18 protein-coding genes are annotated in these 17638 nt (G+C 51.3%); 8 read left to right on the top strand and 10 right to left on the bottom strand.

From position 1 onward, the window contains the following. The first annotated feature begins 4 nt into the window (after window positions 1-4). Entirely contained in the window at window positions 5-400 is a 396-nt protein-coding gene (locus INT32_RS14805; RefSeq protein WP_014752147.1) for a DUF4150 domain-containing protein, read from the top strand. On the opposite strand, the gene INT32_RS14800 is transcribed toward INT32_RS14805, so the two are convergent. The 3 genes from INT32_RS14800 to INT32_RS14790 form a co-directional block, all read right to left on the bottom strand. Then, window positions 397-867 (bottom strand): hypothetical protein, encoded by a 471-nt coding sequence (locus INT32_RS14800; RefSeq protein WP_193089513.1) that lies wholly within the window; start codon window positions 865-867, stop codon window positions 397-399. The two genes, INT32_RS14805 and INT32_RS14800, sit on opposite strands and share 4 nt — an antisense overlap. Window positions 868-1005: 138 nt before the next feature. Beyond that, window positions 1006-1524 (bottom strand): histidine phosphatase family protein, encoded by a 519-nt coding sequence (locus INT32_RS14795; protein ID WP_193089512.1) that lies wholly within the window; start codon window positions 1522-1524, stop codon window positions 1006-1008. Window positions 1525-1646: 122 nt separating this feature from the next. Beyond that, window positions 1647-2510, bottom strand: a complete 864-nt coding sequence (locus INT32_RS14790; RefSeq protein WP_193089511.1) for a response regulator transcription factor — start codon at window positions 2508-2510, stop codon at window positions 1647-1649. Window positions 2511-2709: 199 nt separating this feature from the next. Between INT32_RS14790 and INT32_RS14785 the strand changes: the two genes are divergently transcribed. Next, a complete protein-coding gene (locus tag INT32_RS14785) occupies window positions 2710-4704 on the top strand; it encodes a ligand-gated channel protein (protein ID WP_193089510.1) in 1995 nt (664 codons plus the stop codon). 56 nt (window positions 4705-4760) lie between these two features. Continuing rightward, complete coding sequence (locus tag INT32_RS14780) at window positions 4761-5708, top strand: siderophore ABC transporter substrate-binding protein (protein WP_193089509.1); 948 nt, start codon at window positions 4761-4763, stop codon at window positions 5706-5708. 259 nt (window positions 5709-5967) lie between these two features. On the opposite strand, the gene INT32_RS14775 is transcribed toward INT32_RS14780, so the two are convergent. Beyond that, on the bottom strand, window positions 5968-6876 hold the full coding sequence (locus tag INT32_RS14775) for a LysR family transcriptional regulator (protein WP_193089508.1): 909 nt from the start codon (window positions 6874-6876) through the stop codon (window positions 5968-5970). Window positions 6877-7004: 128 nt separating this feature from the next. On the opposite strand from INT32_RS14775, the gene INT32_RS14770 reads away from it, so the two are divergent. Genes INT32_RS14770 through INT32_RS14760 form a run of 3 tightly spaced genes read left to right on the top strand, consistent with a single transcriptional unit; the run spans window position 7005 to window position 8961 of the window. After that, the gene (locus INT32_RS14770) at window positions 7005-7874 is read left to right on the top strand and encodes an aldo/keto reductase family oxidoreductase (RefSeq protein WP_193089507.1); all 870 of its coding nucleotides are present in this window, start codon (window positions 7005-7007) and stop codon (window positions 7872-7874) included. A 54-nt stretch (window positions 7875-7928) separates the two neighbouring features. Further along, the gene (locus INT32_RS14765) at window positions 7929-8555 is read left to right on the top strand and encodes a nucleotidyltransferase domain-containing protein (RefSeq protein WP_193089506.1); all 627 of its coding nucleotides are present in this window, start codon (window positions 7929-7931) and stop codon (window positions 8553-8555) included. Further along, window positions 8539-8961 carry a hypothetical protein gene (locus INT32_RS14760; protein ID WP_193089505.1) on the top strand — a complete coding sequence of 141 codons (423 nt, stop codon included), beginning with the start codon at window positions 8539-8541 and terminating at the stop codon, window positions 8959-8961. The genes INT32_RS14765 and INT32_RS14760 overlap by 17 nt, the downstream gene beginning before the upstream one ends. Window positions 8962-9068: 107 nt before the next feature. Here the strand turns inward: INT32_RS14760 and INT32_RS14755 are convergent, their stop codons facing one another. Then, window positions 9069-10013 carry a LysR family transcriptional regulator gene (locus INT32_RS14755; RefSeq protein ID WP_193089504.1) on the bottom strand — a complete coding sequence of 315 codons (945 nt, stop codon included), beginning with the start codon at window positions 10011-10013 and terminating at the stop codon, window positions 9069-9071. 119 nt (window positions 10014-10132) lie between these two features. Here INT32_RS14755 and INT32_RS14750 point away from each other — a divergent pair, with 119 nt between their 5' ends. Both INT32_RS14750 and INT32_RS14745 read left to right on the top strand, forming a co-directional pair. After that, a complete protein-coding gene (locus INT32_RS14750) occupies window positions 10133-11116 on the top strand; it encodes a tripartite tricarboxylate transporter substrate binding protein (RefSeq protein ID WP_193089503.1) in 984 nt (327 codons plus the stop codon). A 25-nt stretch (window positions 11117-11141) separates the two neighbouring features. Continuing rightward, entirely contained in the window at window positions 11142-12659 is a 1518-nt protein-coding gene (locus INT32_RS14745) for a M81 family metallopeptidase (RefSeq protein ID WP_193089502.1), read from the top strand. A gap of 285 nt (window positions 12660-12944) precedes the next feature. On the opposite strand, the gene INT32_RS14740 is transcribed toward INT32_RS14745, so the two are convergent. Genes INT32_RS14740 through INT32_RS14720 form a run of 5 tightly spaced genes read right to left on the bottom strand, consistent with a single transcriptional unit; the run spans window position 12945 to window position 17633 of the window. Further along, window positions 12945-14330, bottom strand: coding sequence for an amidase (locus INT32_RS14740; RefSeq protein ID WP_193089501.1), 1386 nt, complete (start codon window positions 14328-14330; stop codon window positions 12945-12947). Between the two features lie 43 nt (window positions 14331-14373). Further along, entirely contained in the window at window positions 14374-15105 is a 732-nt protein-coding gene (locus INT32_RS14735) for an ABC transporter ATP-binding protein (RefSeq protein WP_193089500.1), read from the bottom strand. Further along, on the bottom strand, window positions 15105-15821 hold the full coding sequence (locus INT32_RS14730) for an ABC transporter ATP-binding protein (protein WP_193089499.1): 717 nt from the start codon (window positions 15819-15821) through the stop codon (window positions 15105-15107). Before INT32_RS14730 ends, INT32_RS14735 begins: the two co-directional genes overlap by 1 nt. Beyond that, a complete protein-coding gene (locus INT32_RS14725) occupies window positions 15805-16752 on the bottom strand; it encodes a branched-chain amino acid ABC transporter permease (protein WP_193089498.1) in 948 nt (315 codons plus the stop codon). Before INT32_RS14725 ends, INT32_RS14730 begins: the two co-directional genes overlap by 17 nt. Next, window positions 16749-17633 carry a branched-chain amino acid ABC transporter permease gene (locus INT32_RS14720; RefSeq protein WP_193089497.1) on the bottom strand — a complete coding sequence of 295 codons (885 nt, stop codon included), beginning with the start codon at window positions 17631-17633 and terminating at the stop codon, window positions 16749-16751. Before INT32_RS14720 ends, INT32_RS14725 begins: the two co-directional genes overlap by 4 nt. Between the last annotated feature and the right edge of the window lie 5 nt (window positions 17634-17638).

The raw sequence follows: 17638 nt of genomic DNA, 5'->3' as shown, positions 1-17638 counted from the left end.
ATTTATGTATAACATTACATCACTCGGTGGCGGATTTATTGGTTTTCCGGACTTCTGCAAGACACCGCCCACCATGCTACCTATTCCATACCCGAATTTTGGCACCCATCTGCTGGCACCCAACCCATGCTTCCGAATCCTATTTTGCTGCGCTCCGGTGCATAATAAAGGTACGAAAAAAGCCATTTCTTTTGGTGATCAACCTGGCGTTGCAGGTGGCATCGCATCACAAATTTTTATGAGTAAAACGGGACATTTGGCCAACTACTCAAACACCTATAAACTTAAAAACAAGCCATCAGTCCGTCTGTCTGGAATTGAGAAAAGTAACAGAAGAAATGTCATTGTTTTTGACGCGATTCCCAGCATCCAATTTAAGAATTTGTGTCTAGCCGCTTAATTTTTTTGCTGGTTTAAATGATCGAAGAGAATGATTACTTCGCAGGTGTTGGGGATATATCGGATAGGCACCACATCCATTGCTGATATATCCTTATAGGTTTCAATCGTAATAGCATCCACGATTTCAATTTTTTCACTTTGAAAATCAGCTTTTACCGTGAAGGTATAATATTGCATTACTTCATCTCCGGCCCCAAGTGGTTCGATGGTCAGCACTTTTGCCCTCCCATCAACACCGTACTGTATTATGCGCTCTAATTGGCGATTCTGTTCTCTTGACATTCGTATGCATAGTACGCCACACGGAATGAGTGATAATTGCAACCAGGGAAGATAATCAAAATATTCGTAGGACAGAGGCTTGAAGTAGATATAGGCTGCCAACACTAATGTTGCAATTTGTGCGAGCAGCGCAATACAAACAGCAATGAGCATAGATACAGAAGAAAATGGATTACCCTGCATGAGTGTTGATCTCAAAATTAATGAATCGGCTCTTTACCGGTAAAGCCACGTTTAGTATACCGATCGCCCTGATTCTGTTCAACGAATAACAACCAAGCGTTGAACCTGACACTATCGTGATAATTTAGCGTGTGGTCGCTACCCCACCACCATCGTCCCCGGCGTTTCAAACCGCAGCAGCCTCCCACCACGCTCCCCAACCAATTCCCACGCTTCCACGTCAAAATCCATCACCGTCAACGATGCCGGCGGAAACCCCATTTCCAATCGCTCCAGGGCATCCCCATCTCCCTCGCCCGACAAATATTGTGTCGTAAGGTACAGTCCGGGATTATGTCCAATCACCAGCACCACGCGCGGCCCTGGCTCAATATTACGTATGACATGAACAATATTGTCTACCGACGCTTCGTAAATACGCTCTTCTGTTATTTTCTTTACCGGCGTATCGAATGCGGCCGATAGATGGGTCCAGGTTTGTTGCGTACGCGTGGCGCTCGATACGATGGCCAGTTCAGGCTTTAGCTGCTGCGCCACCAGATACTGTCCGACAAGTTCGGCTTCACGGTATCCACGTTCGGCAAGGGGGCGCTGCAAGTCTGCAACACCAGGAATCGAGTTGGATTTTGCGTGGCGAAGCAACATGAGTCTGAGCATAAACGACCTTTGTATGGCTGGTGCCCCGGCTGGCACACTTTTTCCTGTCCAGTGAAGAATCTATCATATGATACCGCCGTGCGCGGCGGTATGACAAAATCACTACAAGATCGTTGCGTTAATCAGGCGGCGGAGCCGCCTATATCGGCCCCTGCTTCTTCGATGGTCAGCAGGTAACCCTGCCCCCGCAGATTTCGAATAAGAAGCGTGGAGCTTTGTGCGCTAGCCCCCAACTTTCTGCGCAGGCTGCTGATATGCGTGTCTATGCTGCGATCATAAGATGAAGGGACGCGGCCCAGTGCGAACGCACCGATATTGTGCCGCTGAACCACGCGACCGGCAGAACGCATCAGCACTTCAAGAATACGTTGTTCCGCGCCGGTCAGGACAATCGTGCTGCCATGCAGCGTGGTCACACCGGTGGCCGGATTCAGCGAAAGCGGGCCGGCGACAAGTACCCCGCCGACGTTTGCATCGGCAGACCCGAACGTGACGGGTTCATCCAACCGTGAGCCACGATACGAAACGCTACGATAAGATGCAGCGCGATATGAACCGCTATGCTGGAAGTGACGCAATGGAGGTGATGACGGCGGCCGTACCTCATCGGTTCCGTGGCGTCTTAACAGGGCATGCATGCGCGCCTTCAATTCGGCCATGCACAGCGGTTTGGCAAGACAATCATCGGCACCCGATTCCAGGCCGATCACGCAATCAGTATCCGGGCCGGTCAGCAAAATCAGGGGATTGTTCGATTGCTGGCGATATCCCTTGAGCCACTCCAGACTGGCAACATCCTGTATATCTGCGTCCAGCACAGCAAGGTGATGGCGCCGCCGCCGCATCAACCTGTCGGCCTGGTAGGCCGAATGCGCCAGTAGAACGCAATATCCCTGGGATTCCAGATATTCACAAAGCATTTTGGACAGCGCCACGTCGTTTTCAATCAAGAGAACCCGCAGCGCATTCGGCTTTTCAGTGCGCATGTTTGGTGTGGTTGCCCCTCTCATCACATATGTCATGCCTGGCGGGCGAAGTGTATGTCAAGAAGTGCAAAGATATCAAAAGTTATGGAAAGAACATTGCTGAAGAACAGCTGACAATATCTAATAGCTAATAATTCTCATTTAGAACTTCATATAGAGAATACGTCTCATTCTATCATTCCAGAGAGGAAATTTTCTGATGTTGCCTGTTACTCCGGTATCAAAACGAGAACCGGCTCGTAATACCCCTGCTCGCCAGATTGCTGCATTATGTGCACTTAATCTGGGCGCTACCCTGTTTCAAGTGGCCTACGCACAGGCGACGAGCGACGACACAGGCGTTGCGTCACTGAATCCCATTGTGGTTACAGCCAGTGGTTTTGAACAGGACATCATTGATGCCCCGGCCTCAATCAGCGTAATTCCACGCGAAAAGCTGGAAAAAGGCGCCTATCGCGACCTGACCGATGCGCTGCGCGACGTTCCTGGTGTCATCATGACGCCCTCGGACAACAACACATCTGACATAACCCTGCGCGGCATGAGCGCCAATTACACCTTGCTTCTGGTAGATGGCAAGCGCATGAGCACGCGCGAAACCCAGACCAATGGCAGCACCGGTACCGACCAGAGCTGGGTTCCGCCGCTGGAGGCCATCGAGCGCATCGAAGTGGTGCGCGGCCCCATGTCCTCGCTTTATGGCTCGGACGCGATGGGCGGTGTGGTGAACGTAATTACGCGCAAGATCCCAAAAAAATGGGGAGGCTCGATCCGGCTCGATTCAATCCTGCAGCAGCATTCGGCCTCTGGCAACAATTTCCAGGGTAATTTTTATATTGCCGGCCCTATCAAAGAGGACCTGCTCGGCTTCAGTCTTTATGGCATCTACTCGCATCGCAGCGAGGACGACATCGAAGAGGGCTATAACCGCCACACCAATCACGGTGTGACAGCCAAACTGGCCCTGACGCCCAATCGCGATCACGATATTGTGCTCGAAGCGGGTGCCTCCAGGCAGGATTATCGTTCAACGCCGGGCAAAACCCTGGCGCGTACCGAAGAGGAAAGCCGCCGCCGATTCGACCGCAAGCATTTTTCTTTAACCCATGACGGACGCTGGTCTTTTGGCACCTCGAATACCTATATTCAGCGCGAAGAAACCGAGAATCTGGCTCGGGAGATGACCATCCGCAACACAACAGCCAGCACCAAATGGAGCATGCCGCTGTTTGAGCGTCACATCGCCACGGTCGGCGCCTTCTATAGCCTGGAAGATCTCAAAGACACGACCACCAACAAAATGTCCGACCGGTCTACCGTAGACCGCTGGCAATATGCCTTTTTTGTGGAAGATGAATGGCAGATCACCGACTCGTTTGCCCTGACTGGCGGGCTGCGTATGGACAACGAGAAAACTTCCGGAATCCACTGGAGCCCCAGGCTGTATGGCGTTTGGCATCTGAACGACAACTGGACGGTCAAGGGCGGCGTTTCCACAGGCTTTCGTGCGCCATCTCTACGACAAACATTGCCAGACTGGGGCGCTTCCAGCCGTGGCGGCAATATGTATGGTAATCCTGACCTGAAACCGGAAAAAACCCTGACCAAAGAGATTGGGCTGATCTATAACGATGATAGCGGCCTGATGGCGGGCATCACCCTGTTCGACAACGAGTTCACCGACAAAATCACCCGCGTGCCCTGCCCGGAGTGCGGACCGGTAAATGCACAGGGACGCTCGGCCACCACCTATGTGAACGTGGACGATGCCATCACCCGTGGAGTGGAGGCAACCCTGACAGCACCGCTGAGCGAGAAGCTGTCGCTGACATCCAGCTACACCTATACCTATTCCAAGCAGAAAAGCGGCCAGTATGCCGGCAAACCGCTGAATCAAATGCCCGAACATATGTTCAATCTCGGGCTGGACTGGAAACCGACAGAACAACTCAATGGCTGGATGAAAGTGACTTACCGGGGCAAGGAAAGTGATCCGACCCAGGGCATCTCGGCCAGTACCACCATGGCGCCGTCCGCGACTTACGTGGACCTCGGGGGCTCTTATGACGTCAATAAAAACGTCACCGTGTATGCAGGCATCTACAACATCTTCGACAAGCAGGTCCGCTATGACGATTATGGTTACGTGGAAGATGGCCGCCGCTACTGGCTAGGCATGAACGTCAAATTCTGATTGAAATCACAATCGCAGCGGCGCCGTTGCGGTTCATCATAACAAAGGCATCACAGATGAAAACTACGCGACAAACAAAAAAATGGCTGAGCAGGGTGCAAACAGCACTGGCCATTGGTATGGCATCACTGGCAGGCCAGGCCATGGCTCAGACTGACGAGGTGACGGTACAACATGCAAAAGGACAGGCCACAGTCAAATTGCAACCGGCAAAAACAGTCGTATTCGATCTGCCTACGCTGGACATCATGCAGATATTGGGCGTGCAGGCGGCAGGCGTTCCCAAATCCCGCTTCCCGGATTCACTTTCTACATATAACGCTGACAGCATGCCCAAGGTGGGTACGCTGTTTGAACCCGACCAGGACGCCGTTAACAAGGTATCGCCGGATCTGATCATCGTCGGTGGTCGCTCGCGTGCCAAATTTGATGATATGTCCAAACTTGCACCAACGCTGGACTTGAGCGTGGATACGCAGGCGCCTCTCAAGAGCATCGAACGCAATACACAGACGCTGGCTGCCATTTACAAAAAAGAACCCGAAGCCCAGGCTGCCTTGAAAAAACTCAATGAGGCTGTTGCGGGCCTGCAAGGCAAGGCGGCGACAGCGGGTAACGCCATGCTCATTCTTGCGGTTGGCGAAAAAACAAGCGCATTTGGCCCAGGCTCTCGCTTTGGCATGATCTATGATGTTTTCGGTTTTGCTCCCAACGACGCAGTGAAGAACCTCTCGGCAAAAGATCGCCACCCGGTCAAACTGGACGACATTGCCAATGCTAATCCAGACTGGCTATTCGTGATTGATCGCAATGCGGCCACCGGCAAGCAGAGTAAGCCAGCCCGCGAGGTGCTGGAAAATTCCGTCATCCGTGACACCGCAGCCGCGAAAAACAACCGCATCGTCTATCTGGATCCATACAACTGGTACATCATGGGCAGCGCCGGCCTGACATCCATGCAACAGAATATTGATCAGATTGCTGCAGCATTGAATGCAAAATAATTTATAGAATAAGCAATATTCGAATCGTGATATCCATTCGGGAAGACGATGCACTGGCATCTCTTCCCGAATTTTTTACCGTTATTACAGAAGTGTTCTGCAACTGGCTAGTCGGCTAATTTGCATACGCCGTCATCTGCACTGTTGCTCTGCGGCCTGTGCAAATAAAGCGCCAGTCCCCCGCTCCGCGGCAAAGCCTTCTACGAAGCGCCTCCTGATCATCTCGTGTGGGCAGGCACCCCTCCAGTGCTTGGGGCAGTCACCGTTGCTCACTATCGGTTTTAACAAAATCAATGAATGCGCGAAGCGGAGCGGGCACCAGCCTGCGTCCCGGATAGTACAGAAATGGCCCCGAAAAGCTCACCCACCACGACTTGAGTACCGGCACCAGCGCACCACTTTGCAGATGTGGTCGCAACCAGTCTTCGAAAAGAAAAACAATCCCGCTACCGGCGATCGCGGCATCCACGGCCAGATCCGTGCCGCCACCTGCCTGTACGATGAGCGGTCCGGTTGGATCCACCCGCAACTTCTCACCCTCACGTTCGAATTCCCATGGCGGCATTGAACCGCTGGAAAACCGCATGCGCAAACAAGCGTGGTTAAGCAAATCACGAGGATGCTTCGGGCGACCGCAGCGTTCAAGATAAGCGGGTGCGGCGGCGGCAGCAAAACGCTGAGTTCGTGGGCCGATAGGCACCGCAATCATATCCTGCTCCAAGCGCTCTTCATAGCGGATGCCCGCATCGCATCCGGCTGCAATCACATCGACAAAGCTTTCCTCTGAAAATATTTCCAATTGAATATCTGGATAAGCCGCCAGAAACCCCGGCACGATATCAGCCAATACCAGCCGCGAAGCACTTACCGGCACATTGAGTCTAAGCGTACCGGCAGGTCGCTCCCGAAATACATTAACGACATCGAGCGCCGCTTCCATTTCAGCCAGGACCGGGCCAAGTCGGGCGAGCAGACTCTGCCCTGCCTCGGTTGGCACCACACTGCGCGTCGTTCGATTAAGCAACCTGACCCCAAGCTGCGCCTCCAGGCGACGCACCGCTTCGCTGTAGGCCGAGGCGCTGCTGCCACTCTTGCGTGCGCCACTGCGAAACCCTTTTGCCCGCGCCACCGCTACAAATGCATTCAAATCCCCAGGATCAACCTTCATCACGCCTCCGCATTGTGCGTAAATCCGCACACACTGTATGGATTGTACCCGATTATCATAACAATATTAAAAGCTTAATATGTGACATATCCGCATCAATTATGCTAACTGTCATTAAAGGAACCACCATGGCTTCTCCTGAACAATCAAACACATACACGCTGGGCGAGCTCAAGGTAAGGCGGCTTGGTTACGGCGCCATGCAACTGGCCGGGCCCGGCGTATTCGGCCCGCCCAAAGATCACCAGGCAGCCATCGCCGTGTTGCAACACGCCGTGGCAAGCGGTGTCAACCATATAGACACCAGTGACTTCTATGGGCCGCACATCACCAATCAGCTTATTCGCGAAGCTTTGTATCCCTATCTGGACGATCTGGTCATTGTGACCAAAATCGGCGCCGTTCGCGGCGACGATGCCTCATGGAATCCTGCCCTATCGCGCGAAGCCCTCACACAGGCCGTTCATGATAATTTACGTAATCTCGGCCTGGATGTGCTAGATGTAGTCAACTTTCGTTGCATGATCTCACCCCACGGCCTGGCCGAAGGGTCAATTGAGGCGCCGTTGGCGGCCCTGGCCGAGCTGCAGCAACAAGGTCTGGTGCGCCACATCGGCCTGAGTAACGTGACACCAACGCAGATCGCCGAAGGACGCAAGATGTGCGACATTGTGTGCGTGCAGAATCACTACAACCTGGCGCATCGTGACGACGACGCACTCATTGACGATCTGGCTCAGGCCAATATTGCCTACGTCCCCTATTTCCCGCTGGGCGGTTTCTCCCCTTTGCAGTCTGCAACGCTTTCTGAGGTCGCGGCGCGCCTGAACGCGACCCCCATGCAGGTGGCGCTCGCCTGGTTGCTGCAACGATCGCCCAATATCCTGCTTATTCCTGGCACCTCATCGATCGCGCATTTACAGGAAAATCTCACCGCCGGCCAGCTTGCTCTTCCGGAAGAGGCAATCAGGGAACTGGACAAAATAGCGGGCGACTGATAACTGTATGTCGGCAATGAGTGCTTTTCAAAAATACCCATATTGGGTATAATAATGCCCAATATGGGTATTCCAACATCATCGTCTCGACCGTCAGTCAGTCTGGCGAATGCATTGTTTTCCAGCACCAAGCAACAGGTGCTGCGAATCCTGTTTGGCCAGCCGGACCGTAGCTTTTATGCCAATGAAATCATCAACCTGGCCAGCAGCGGCTCCGGTGCCGTACAGCGCGAATTGGCCACACTGGCTGACAGCGGGCTGGTCACGGCCACACGCAGAGGCAATCAGAAACACTATCAGGCAAACCAGCATTCGCCCATTTTTGGCGAACTGCGCGCCATCGTACAAAAAACCATCGGGGTGGCCGAACCCATCCGCAACGCACTCGCTCCGCTGGCGCCACACATTGCGGCAGCATTTATATATGGCTCAATAGCCAAGAAAACCGACACGGCGACCAGCGATGTCGATCTCATGCTGCTTTCCGATTCAATCAGCTATGGCGAGGCCTACGCCGCACTTGAAGAGGCCAGCCACGCAATCGGCCGCCCCGTCAATCCAACGATTCTGACGCAGGCTGAATTTGCAAAAAGAATGGCCGCAAAAGAGTCCTTTCTGACCCGCGTCCTGGCTCAGCCCAAAATCTGGATTATCGGAGCCGATGATGCTCTCCCCGTTTAACAAACTTACCGGTCCGGGCAAGGTACTCAAGGCTGAACCGCCAGACCGTCGGGAATTCGAAGGCCTTAAGCGCTCGGGCCACGCACGCCTGCGCGACGCCCAAAATACATCTTTGTCGATAGAAAGCCGCTTTGACCTGGCCTACAACGCCGCACACTCCCTGTGCCTGGCAGCTTTACGCTGGCATGGCTACAGACCGGAGCACCGATATATCGTATTCCAGCTACTACCGCACACATTGGGCTTGGGGCCCGAAGTCTGGCGGGTACTGGACAAGTGTCATGGCATTCGTAACCTGGGTGAATATGAAGGTGATTTGAACATAGACGACCGGATTGTCACCGATCTCATTGTGTCGGCTCACGCGGTAGCAGAAAAAGTGGACGGACTAGCAGCGATCGAATAGCGAAAGCGCGCCCGGATCCGTCCAGAATTATCTGCCATTCACACATGCAGGAACCGCGCCGCAGCCTGCCCACTGCCGCGACACATATCAGCAAAGCTCTTTCATCATTATTCGCGGATGGCTCGTAGCGGCATTTCAGGTACGCTGCCCAAGCGTGCTGACTTCTCATCCAATACCTCTGCCACAATCTTCAAAAACCGAGTCGTAACAGCAGACTCCGCACGCGACTTCACTGTCACCAGATTCAATTGGCTGGTCAGTTTCGGCTGCAGCAATTCAATGAATTTCACACGGTGGCCGGTAAAGACTTTTTCAAACATTTTTGGCGCAAAACCAATGCCAATGCCGCGCTCAATCATCATCAACATGGGCAAGGTCTCATTTCCAGAATACACAATCTTTGGATTGAAACCCACTGTGCTGCAAGCTTCAAGAATATGCTCGCGTATGCCATTGCTATCGGTGCTCGAGTGCAAAAGGAAGTTCTCCTGCGCCAGATCCACGAGCGTCACGTCCTGCCGGGCTGCTAAGGGATGATCTTGTGCAACCGTGAGCATCAGCGGTTCTGTAATCAGGGTACGCACCACCAGATCCTCTGACTGAAAACGGGTCCTGATAATTCCTACATCAAGCTCATTGCGGCGTATGCCATTCAAAATATAGGAGCTTTCACCTTCCCGAACATTCACCGTGATATTGAGCCGTTCCTGTTGGATGCGCTGCATCACAAGTGGCAGGATGAAAAGACTTGCCGCCGTTGAGCAGCCGATGGATACGTTGCCTTCTGTACCCGCGGCATTATTCTTTACGTCATGCCGCAATGTTTTGAAGGAGGCCAGAATGTCTTTGGCCCTGATATAAAAAAGCCTGCCTGGCTCACTCAATACGAGCCGGTTCTTCTGCCGGTTAAACAGCGCGACGTCCAGAGACTGCTCTAGCTTCTGGATCAATATGCTCAGCGGCGGTTGAGTCATGTTCAAAAGCCTGGCGGCCTTAGACAGGTTGCCGGTTTCTACCACCGTCACAAAGCAGCGCAACTGATGCTCGTCCATGATTACCATATTTAAAATAAATGGATATTAGATAAATTATATATTAGACATATCTAAATGGTGAATTTAAACTACAAATTCCAGTTTATTAAATAATTCGTTCCACAAATGGAGACAAAATGAAAATTATGAAATCATTGCTTTGCGCATCGGTGACCCTCGTCGCGCTAACCAGCGTACCGGCCCACGCGGCCGATTCAGACTGGCCAAATGCCAAACCATTTCGCGTCGTTGTTCCTTATCCGGCCGGCGGCTCGGCCGACATTCTTGGGCGCCTGGTTGCCAAGAAACTGTCTGAAAACCTGGGCAACAACGCTGTCGTGGAAAATATTGCAGGTGGTGGCACGATTCCGGCCGCGCTGTCAGTCATGAAGGATAAGGCCGACGGTTACACCTTGTTCGTGGCCAGCGACAACACATTGAATATCAATAACTTTCTATTGAAGGAGCCACGCTATGACGGCGACAAGGACTTCACCAGCGTTACCGTGCTCAATACCTACGCTCACTGGCTTATCGTAAACAAAGACAGCCCGTTCAATTCAATGCAAGATCTGAAAAAGTTCATGATTGACAATCCGAACAAGGCTTCCATCAGCGTGAACACCATTGGCGGCTCGGCTTATCTGGCGCTGGATAAATGGAAAAAAGAAAACAAGCTTGATTTTGAAATTATTCCATACCGCGGCTCGCCACCGGCTGTCTCCGATCTGATCGGCGGTGTCACTACGGCTCATATCGATGTCGCAGGCTCTTCCATGTCCTATTACGAGGGTGGCAAAGTCAAGCCGCTGGCAGTGCTGCAGTCGCAGCCGTTGAAGAAAATCCCCTCCATTAAGACACAATCCTATGACGATCCCAAAGCGCTGACCGTCAAATCGAATCTTTCGGTAGTAGTAAAAAACGGCACGCCGCCCCAGATTATCGAAAAGCTGTATCAGGCAATAAAAAAAGGCGAGCACGACAAGGACTTTACAGATGCATTGAATCTGTTTGCCTATGAACCCGTATTGACGCCGCCGGCCGAAAGCCGCAAGTTCATTCTCGAAGAAACCCAGCGGTACAAAAAACTGGTCGAAGCCTCCGGCCTGGAAAAACAGTAACAACCTCACGTAACAGGGTAACAGCATGAAAGTGGTCGTAGCATTGGTCCGACACGAGACAAATACTTTTTCGCCGATCCAGACGCAACTGCACTCGTTCTGTCGCGGAACCAAAACAGATGGCCCGGCCTATGGCCAACAGGCAATACAATTGTGTGAGAACACCAATAGCGCGGCCGCCGCCTATATGGATCTGGCCGCCTCACTCGACGCCGAAGTGGCCTTCTCCATCCTTGCCAACTCAGTACCCAGTGGCACCGTACAGAAAGCCGCGTTTGAACATATTGCCGATACCGTCATCGCTACTGTAAAACAAGGTTGTGATGCAGTATTGCTGGATCTGCACGGCGCCATGGTGGCCGAAGGGTACCCCGATGCCGAAGGTGAATTGCTGCGCCGTATCAGGCAGGTGGTGCCGGAACAGGTACCGGTCGTTGTTGCCCTGGACTTTCATGCCAACTTCAGTGAGGCGCTCATTCGTAATGCAACTGTGATTACGGGTTATTGCACCTATCCTCATGTAGACATCTATGAGACTGGGGAAAGAGCCGGGCGCACGCTCAAAAGAATCCTGTCTGAGCAATTGGAAACTACCATTCTCTGGCGCCGTCTGCCAATGCTGACACACATGCTCAAACAAACGCCGTCGGGTCAACCCATGAAAGACATCATGGACCGGGCCATGCAGGCCGAGGCTGATGGCGTGGTGCTGAATGCGTCTGTTTTCGGTGGATTCCCGCTGGCCGATATCCCCCATGTGGGCCTATCAGTGGTGATCGTTGCCGAAAAAAACAAAACTGCTCAGGCGCAGCTATTGCTCAATGAATTGTGCAATATGGCATGGTCCAGGAAACAGGATTTTGTCTATGACGTAGAGCCCCTGTCAACATCCATTGCCAAGGCAAAGCAGCTCGAAGAAGGCCCGGTCATTCTTGTCGATCATGGCGACAACTGTGGTGCGGGCGGTGTCACAGATGTCATGGCCGTTCTGGAAGAAGTCATGAAACAGGAACTGACAGATGTGGTTGCCGGACCGATCTGGGATCCACAGGCAGTGGATACGCTCATTAAGTCGGGAATTGGGGAAACAGTAACGATCGATCTGGGCGGAAAAACGGATATGCCCGAACTCGAACTCAAAGGTCAGCCACTTCGAATTACCGGCAAAATCGTCAATATTACAGATGGCAATTTTCAGATTACCGGCCCCATGTTTACCGGGATGTGGCTCAGCCTGGGCCGCACCGTGGTTCTGGAGAGCAACGGCGTGACCATATTTGTATCGGAAAAGCCCCAGGAACCCTATGATGTGGGCGTATTTACCCACGCCGGCATTGACCCTTTCAGCAAGAAATATGTGCTGATTAAATCGCGCCAGCATTTCAGAGCTGGATTTGAACAAGACGCCAAACATATCGTCCTGATTGCCGGCCCGGGCGTTTGCAGCTCAGACTATGACATTTTCCCGTTCCGGCATCTGTCCCGCCCCATTTACCCCCTGGACAGCGGGGCCACCTTGGCGCATGCCGAAGGCATACCGTAGTCGTATACCGGCGGTTTGATTACGCATATCAGGCCGTAAAATCGGTGATCGGTCCAGGAACGGCAATTGTCCTTTCTGGCCTATGGGCCGCGACGATGGGGCTTTGTTTGAGGGGTTTAGTTATAGGGCTTTGGTTATGCCAGACGGAATATGCGCCGATAGATCATCAAAGCGCGCCCGGGTGACTTTAATATCATAAGTCATTCACACTTATTCAGACCAAACCTGACAGTTACTTGACCCGGGATCGGTGACTGTCAGATCAAAACCAGCGCACAATGATGCTCATACGAGCTGTTTAAGCGATGCCTCAATTTCAACTGCAATTTCCAATAGTTTTTGATCAGAATTGGGTGAGCCCATCAATTGATAACCTATGGGCAAGCCCTCAACCGGCAATGGCATAGATATTGCACACAATCCCAGGTAATTTGCTGGCTGGGTATTCTGAGTCATACCTAGCGCCAGCCGCAATCCTTGTTGTGGATCATCAAGATCCGACACCAACGGAGGAAAATCTGTTGTCGTTGGGCTGACCCAGGCATCAAAGCCGCTAAACTGTTCAGCAACTGACTCCCTGCTTTTGGTTCTTTTATCCTCTAAAGCAAGAAACTCATACGCTCTGGACTCCAACCCCGACTCTACTCGTTGCGCGATCACCGGATCCATCAGCTGTTTCTGCGCCAGAAAATTATCCTTACCCAACACCGATAGCAAAGCGGCCGGCATGGAAATAGGGAAATAACCGGCACGTTCAGGTGCCTCAGGTACGGTAACGCTTTCCAACAAGCAACCTTCGGACGCTAAATGCTGATTTGCTCTCCGGAAGGCCAAATCGATTTCCGGATTAACATTATCACTGAAATGATTTTCGGGTACACCAAGACATAAACGGTTCAATCTGGCACCGGAGCGACCCGGTTTAAACGTATATCCAAATAAAATGGATGAAATCGTATTAAAAGCCAGTAACGCATCCTTTGCCGATCTGGTCAGCAATCCAATAGAGTCAACGCGGGGCTCCAGTGGAAATGCACCATCCACCGGCCATAAACCGGCCGTCGTCTTCAGACCAAAGACACCATTGAAAGCTGCCGGCACCCGAACTGATCCACCAGAGTCAGTCCCGATGGCAAATGCACACAGGCCGGCAGACATTGCCACGCCGGATCCTGAACTGGAGCCACCTGGTGCACGATGATTTTCCATGTCAGATGGATTCCATGGCGTACCTAGCGGTGCCGAATGACCCGTAATCCCCAAACAAAGCTCTACTGCCTTTGCTTGCCCCAAAAACACACAACCTGCCTTACGTAATGCTTGAATAAATGTTCCCTCGTCAGAACCCAGGATGTCCGGCATTTTCATCCGTGTCCCCACTTTTGGCCCAGGCATTTTTGCAATAACAAAGACATCCTTGATTGCAATCGGCACCCCCATCAAAGGGCCCAGGTCTGTCCCAGACTGAATCAGGATATCCATCGCTCTTGCTGTTGCAAGCGCGTCATCAAACGCCACCGTTTCGTAGGCGCCCAGTTTGGGATCAAGTTTTTTAATGCGTTCTATATAAGCTTGCGTGACCGCCTCCGATGTAACCTTTCCGGCGCGGAAATTTTTTGCAAAACCTTCTAACCCACTTTCACTGAATGGGTCCAACGGCAAATCGTTCATTACTTCTTCCTCCAAAAAACGATCAAATCATGCGAGTAGAGATCTACAAGCCTAGATATGCTTTTCTTATCAAGGGGTGTCCCGATAATTCTGAAGATTGTCCCTCCAGAACCAAGCGCCCATTTTCCAGAACATACGTACGATGACTAAACTGCAATACCTGTTTAATATTCTGCTCTACCAATAAAACCGGGAACCCCAGATCGGCAATTTGACGAATTGCCTGCATAACCTGTTTCACGTATAACGGCGACAAGCCAAGGCTTGGCTCATCCATGATTAGCAAATCCGGCTCCAGCATTAACGCGCGACCAATAGCGACCATTTGTTGTTGCCCGCCCGACAATGAGCCTGCTGCTACATTGGCGAAATTCTTTACGTCAGGGAACAATGAAAAGACTTTTTCAAGATTCTTTTCCCTATTTTCCCGAAGACGGGGTAGATAACTACCCAGCAAAATATTGTCTTTGACAGTCAGATTTGGAAAAAGCTGACGCCCCATTGGCACATGCGCCAGCCCCCGCTCTGCCATTTGATGAGGCTCGAGTCCAGATATCTCTTCACCTTTGAACGAAATACTTCCCTTCCAGGGCTTGATCATGCCGGAGACTGCTCGAAGTATGGTTGATTTACCGCTACCATTTCCTCCAACCAGTCCTACAAGCTCGCCTTTTTTTACCTCCAGGGAAACATCAAAGACAACCTGAAGTGTGCTATAGCCGAGATCCACGCCTTGAGCTTTCAACACACATTTGTCAACATCATTCTTCTGCATCAGTCCGTCCCCAGATAAGCCTCGATAACTTTCTCATCATTAATTACATCACGAGCAGATCCTTCCGCTATCTTGTTCCCGCTGGCAAGAACGACGACATGATCCGCAAGTTGAATGATCGCCTCCATAATATGTTCGACCATGACGATCGACATACCCGTTGCGGTAAGCGTACGAACAAACGTAATCATCTCTTTTAGTGCTGGCGGATTCAATCCCGCCATAATTTCGTCCAAAAACAGAACTTGAGGCTCAAGCGCCAAAGCTTTGGCCAACTCCAGCCGTCGTAATCTGGCTAAATTCAAATCTGATGACAATTGGTTTGCTCGATCCAGCAAACCGACCTTTTCCAGGGAAGACAAGGCAACCCTTTCTGCATCCTTACGTTTTGGGTTTTTTAGAAATGCTGCAACCAGCACATTTTCCAATACCGTCAAATCTTCATAAGGCCGCTCTGTCTGGAAAGTACGTCCCATCCCATTTCGTGTTCTTACGTATGGAGGCAGTCTGGTCACATCCTTATCGAGAAAAGTAACTTTCCCCGAAGCAACAGGAGTAAACCCGGTGATCGCATTGAACAACGTCGATTTTCCGGCACCGTTGGGTCCGATTAAACCCAGCACCTGTCCTTTTGTCAGTGATAGCGACACATTATTCACAGCAATAAGACCGCCATACTGCACCTTGATATTGTCAGCCTTAAGTACGGTCTGCATATTTCCTCCTCACTAATTTATGCACATACTCTCCGACAATCCCTCTTGGCAGCATAAGAATTACGATCAATATCAGTGCGCCATACAGCAACATATTCGCCTGTGCAAATGTCGTCCGGAATACCTCGCCTGATACAACCAACAGAAACGCTCCGACCGATGGTCCCCAAACTGTGCCTCGCCCGCCAATAATCACGGTCAATGCAATTTGTATGGAAAACAGCAAATTAAAAATAATGTGAGGCTCGATAAACGATAAAAATATGCCATAGATCCCGCCGCCCAGCGCCGTGAGCACTCCAGACAGCACAAAGGCCTTCAACTTGATCACGCTGGGATTGATCCCTGCAGCCATTGCTGCTTCTTCATTGTCTCTGACTGCTTTTAATTCGTATCCGAATTTTCGGGTGGAAATAAATATGGTAATAGCGATTGTGATCGCGGCATAAATCAGCGCCAGATAGTACTGTGTCGTTTTATCAAACAGGTCAATTCCCAACGGTTCAGGCAGTGTTTCTATGAATACGCCAGATGCGCCGCCGGTCAACCAACCTTCATTGATCGCCACTAATCTGAGAATTTCAGCGATCGCTATGGTCGATAGGGAAAAGTAGGGACCGCGCAGACCGAATGTGAGCTTTCCCCAAATAAAAGCCATCACAACGGCGACGGCCATAGCGATCAAGATCGACCACCAGGGCGCCAATTCAAATTGTGACGCGCCAATTGCGACAAAATAGGCTCCCAGCCCCACAAAACTTGCATGCCCCAGACTAAGCTGACCGGCCCAACCACCCAATAGATTCCAGGATGTGGCCCAACCGGAAAACAACAATACTGAAATTCCAACCGTAATATATGCTGACGACGCGATTGGATATAACGCAGCAACCACAATCAAGCCAACAAGAAACAGGATTTGTTTGTTCATACTCTTTTCACCGATTTTCCAAAGAGCCCCTCTGGCTTGATCAATAAAACAACGATAAATACTAACAGTCCATATGCGTCGCGATAGGCCGAATCAAGATAAGAGGCCCCCATAACTTCAACAAGACCAAGAAGCAGTCCGCCAATAATGGCTGCCCCAATATTTCCCAACCCGCCTAATACGGTGACCACAAAAGCCTTGAGCGTAAATAACGCCCCTGTAGTAACGGGAGATGCAAAAAGTAATGGAATTAAGCTAACTCCGGCGGTGACCGCGAGTGCCATGCCCAGCCCGAAAACGATGGCCTGAATTTTCTTTGTATTAACACCCACCAGTTCCGCCCCAAGCCTATTTTCAGCAGTCGCCCGGATCGCCCTTCCTACTTCGGTCTTGTTCAACAGCAAATACAGTGCGCTAATGACTGCAAGTGTTGCCAGTCCTGCAAAAAGAAGGACAACAGAAATCTTCATTTCTCCCAGAGAAATCGTGCTGGAAGCGTACGTAACATTCACTGATTTCGGCTCTCCACCAAATATCAGCAGCAAAAGGTTGGAAATCACCAAAGAAATGCCCAACGTAGCCAGCATCATGGTCTCTGGTTTGGCGTCTATAACACGCGTCAGTATGGTCTTCTGGATTAGCGCCCCCATTAAAAACCCTAGGGGAATGGCCAGAATCAGGGTTAGATAAGGATCCCACCCAAATATGCTATTGAAAACAACAGCAAAGTACATACCTAGAACCACAAAGTCGCCGTGAGCGAAATTGATGGTTCGCATTACGCCGAACACCAGCGTAAGACCTACACCAATCAATGCATAAACGGCTCCGATCAGAATCCCGTTGGAAAGATTCTGAAAAAACGAAACATAGTCGATCATAAAAG

This window comes from Advenella sp. FME57, from assembly GCF_014897675.1.
Classification (GTDB): Bacteria; Pseudomonadota; Gammaproteobacteria; order Burkholderiales; family Burkholderiaceae_B; genus Advenella.
The sequence above is the reverse complement of the archived record's forward strand: the minus strand, read 5'-3'. Positions and strand labels throughout refer to the sequence as shown.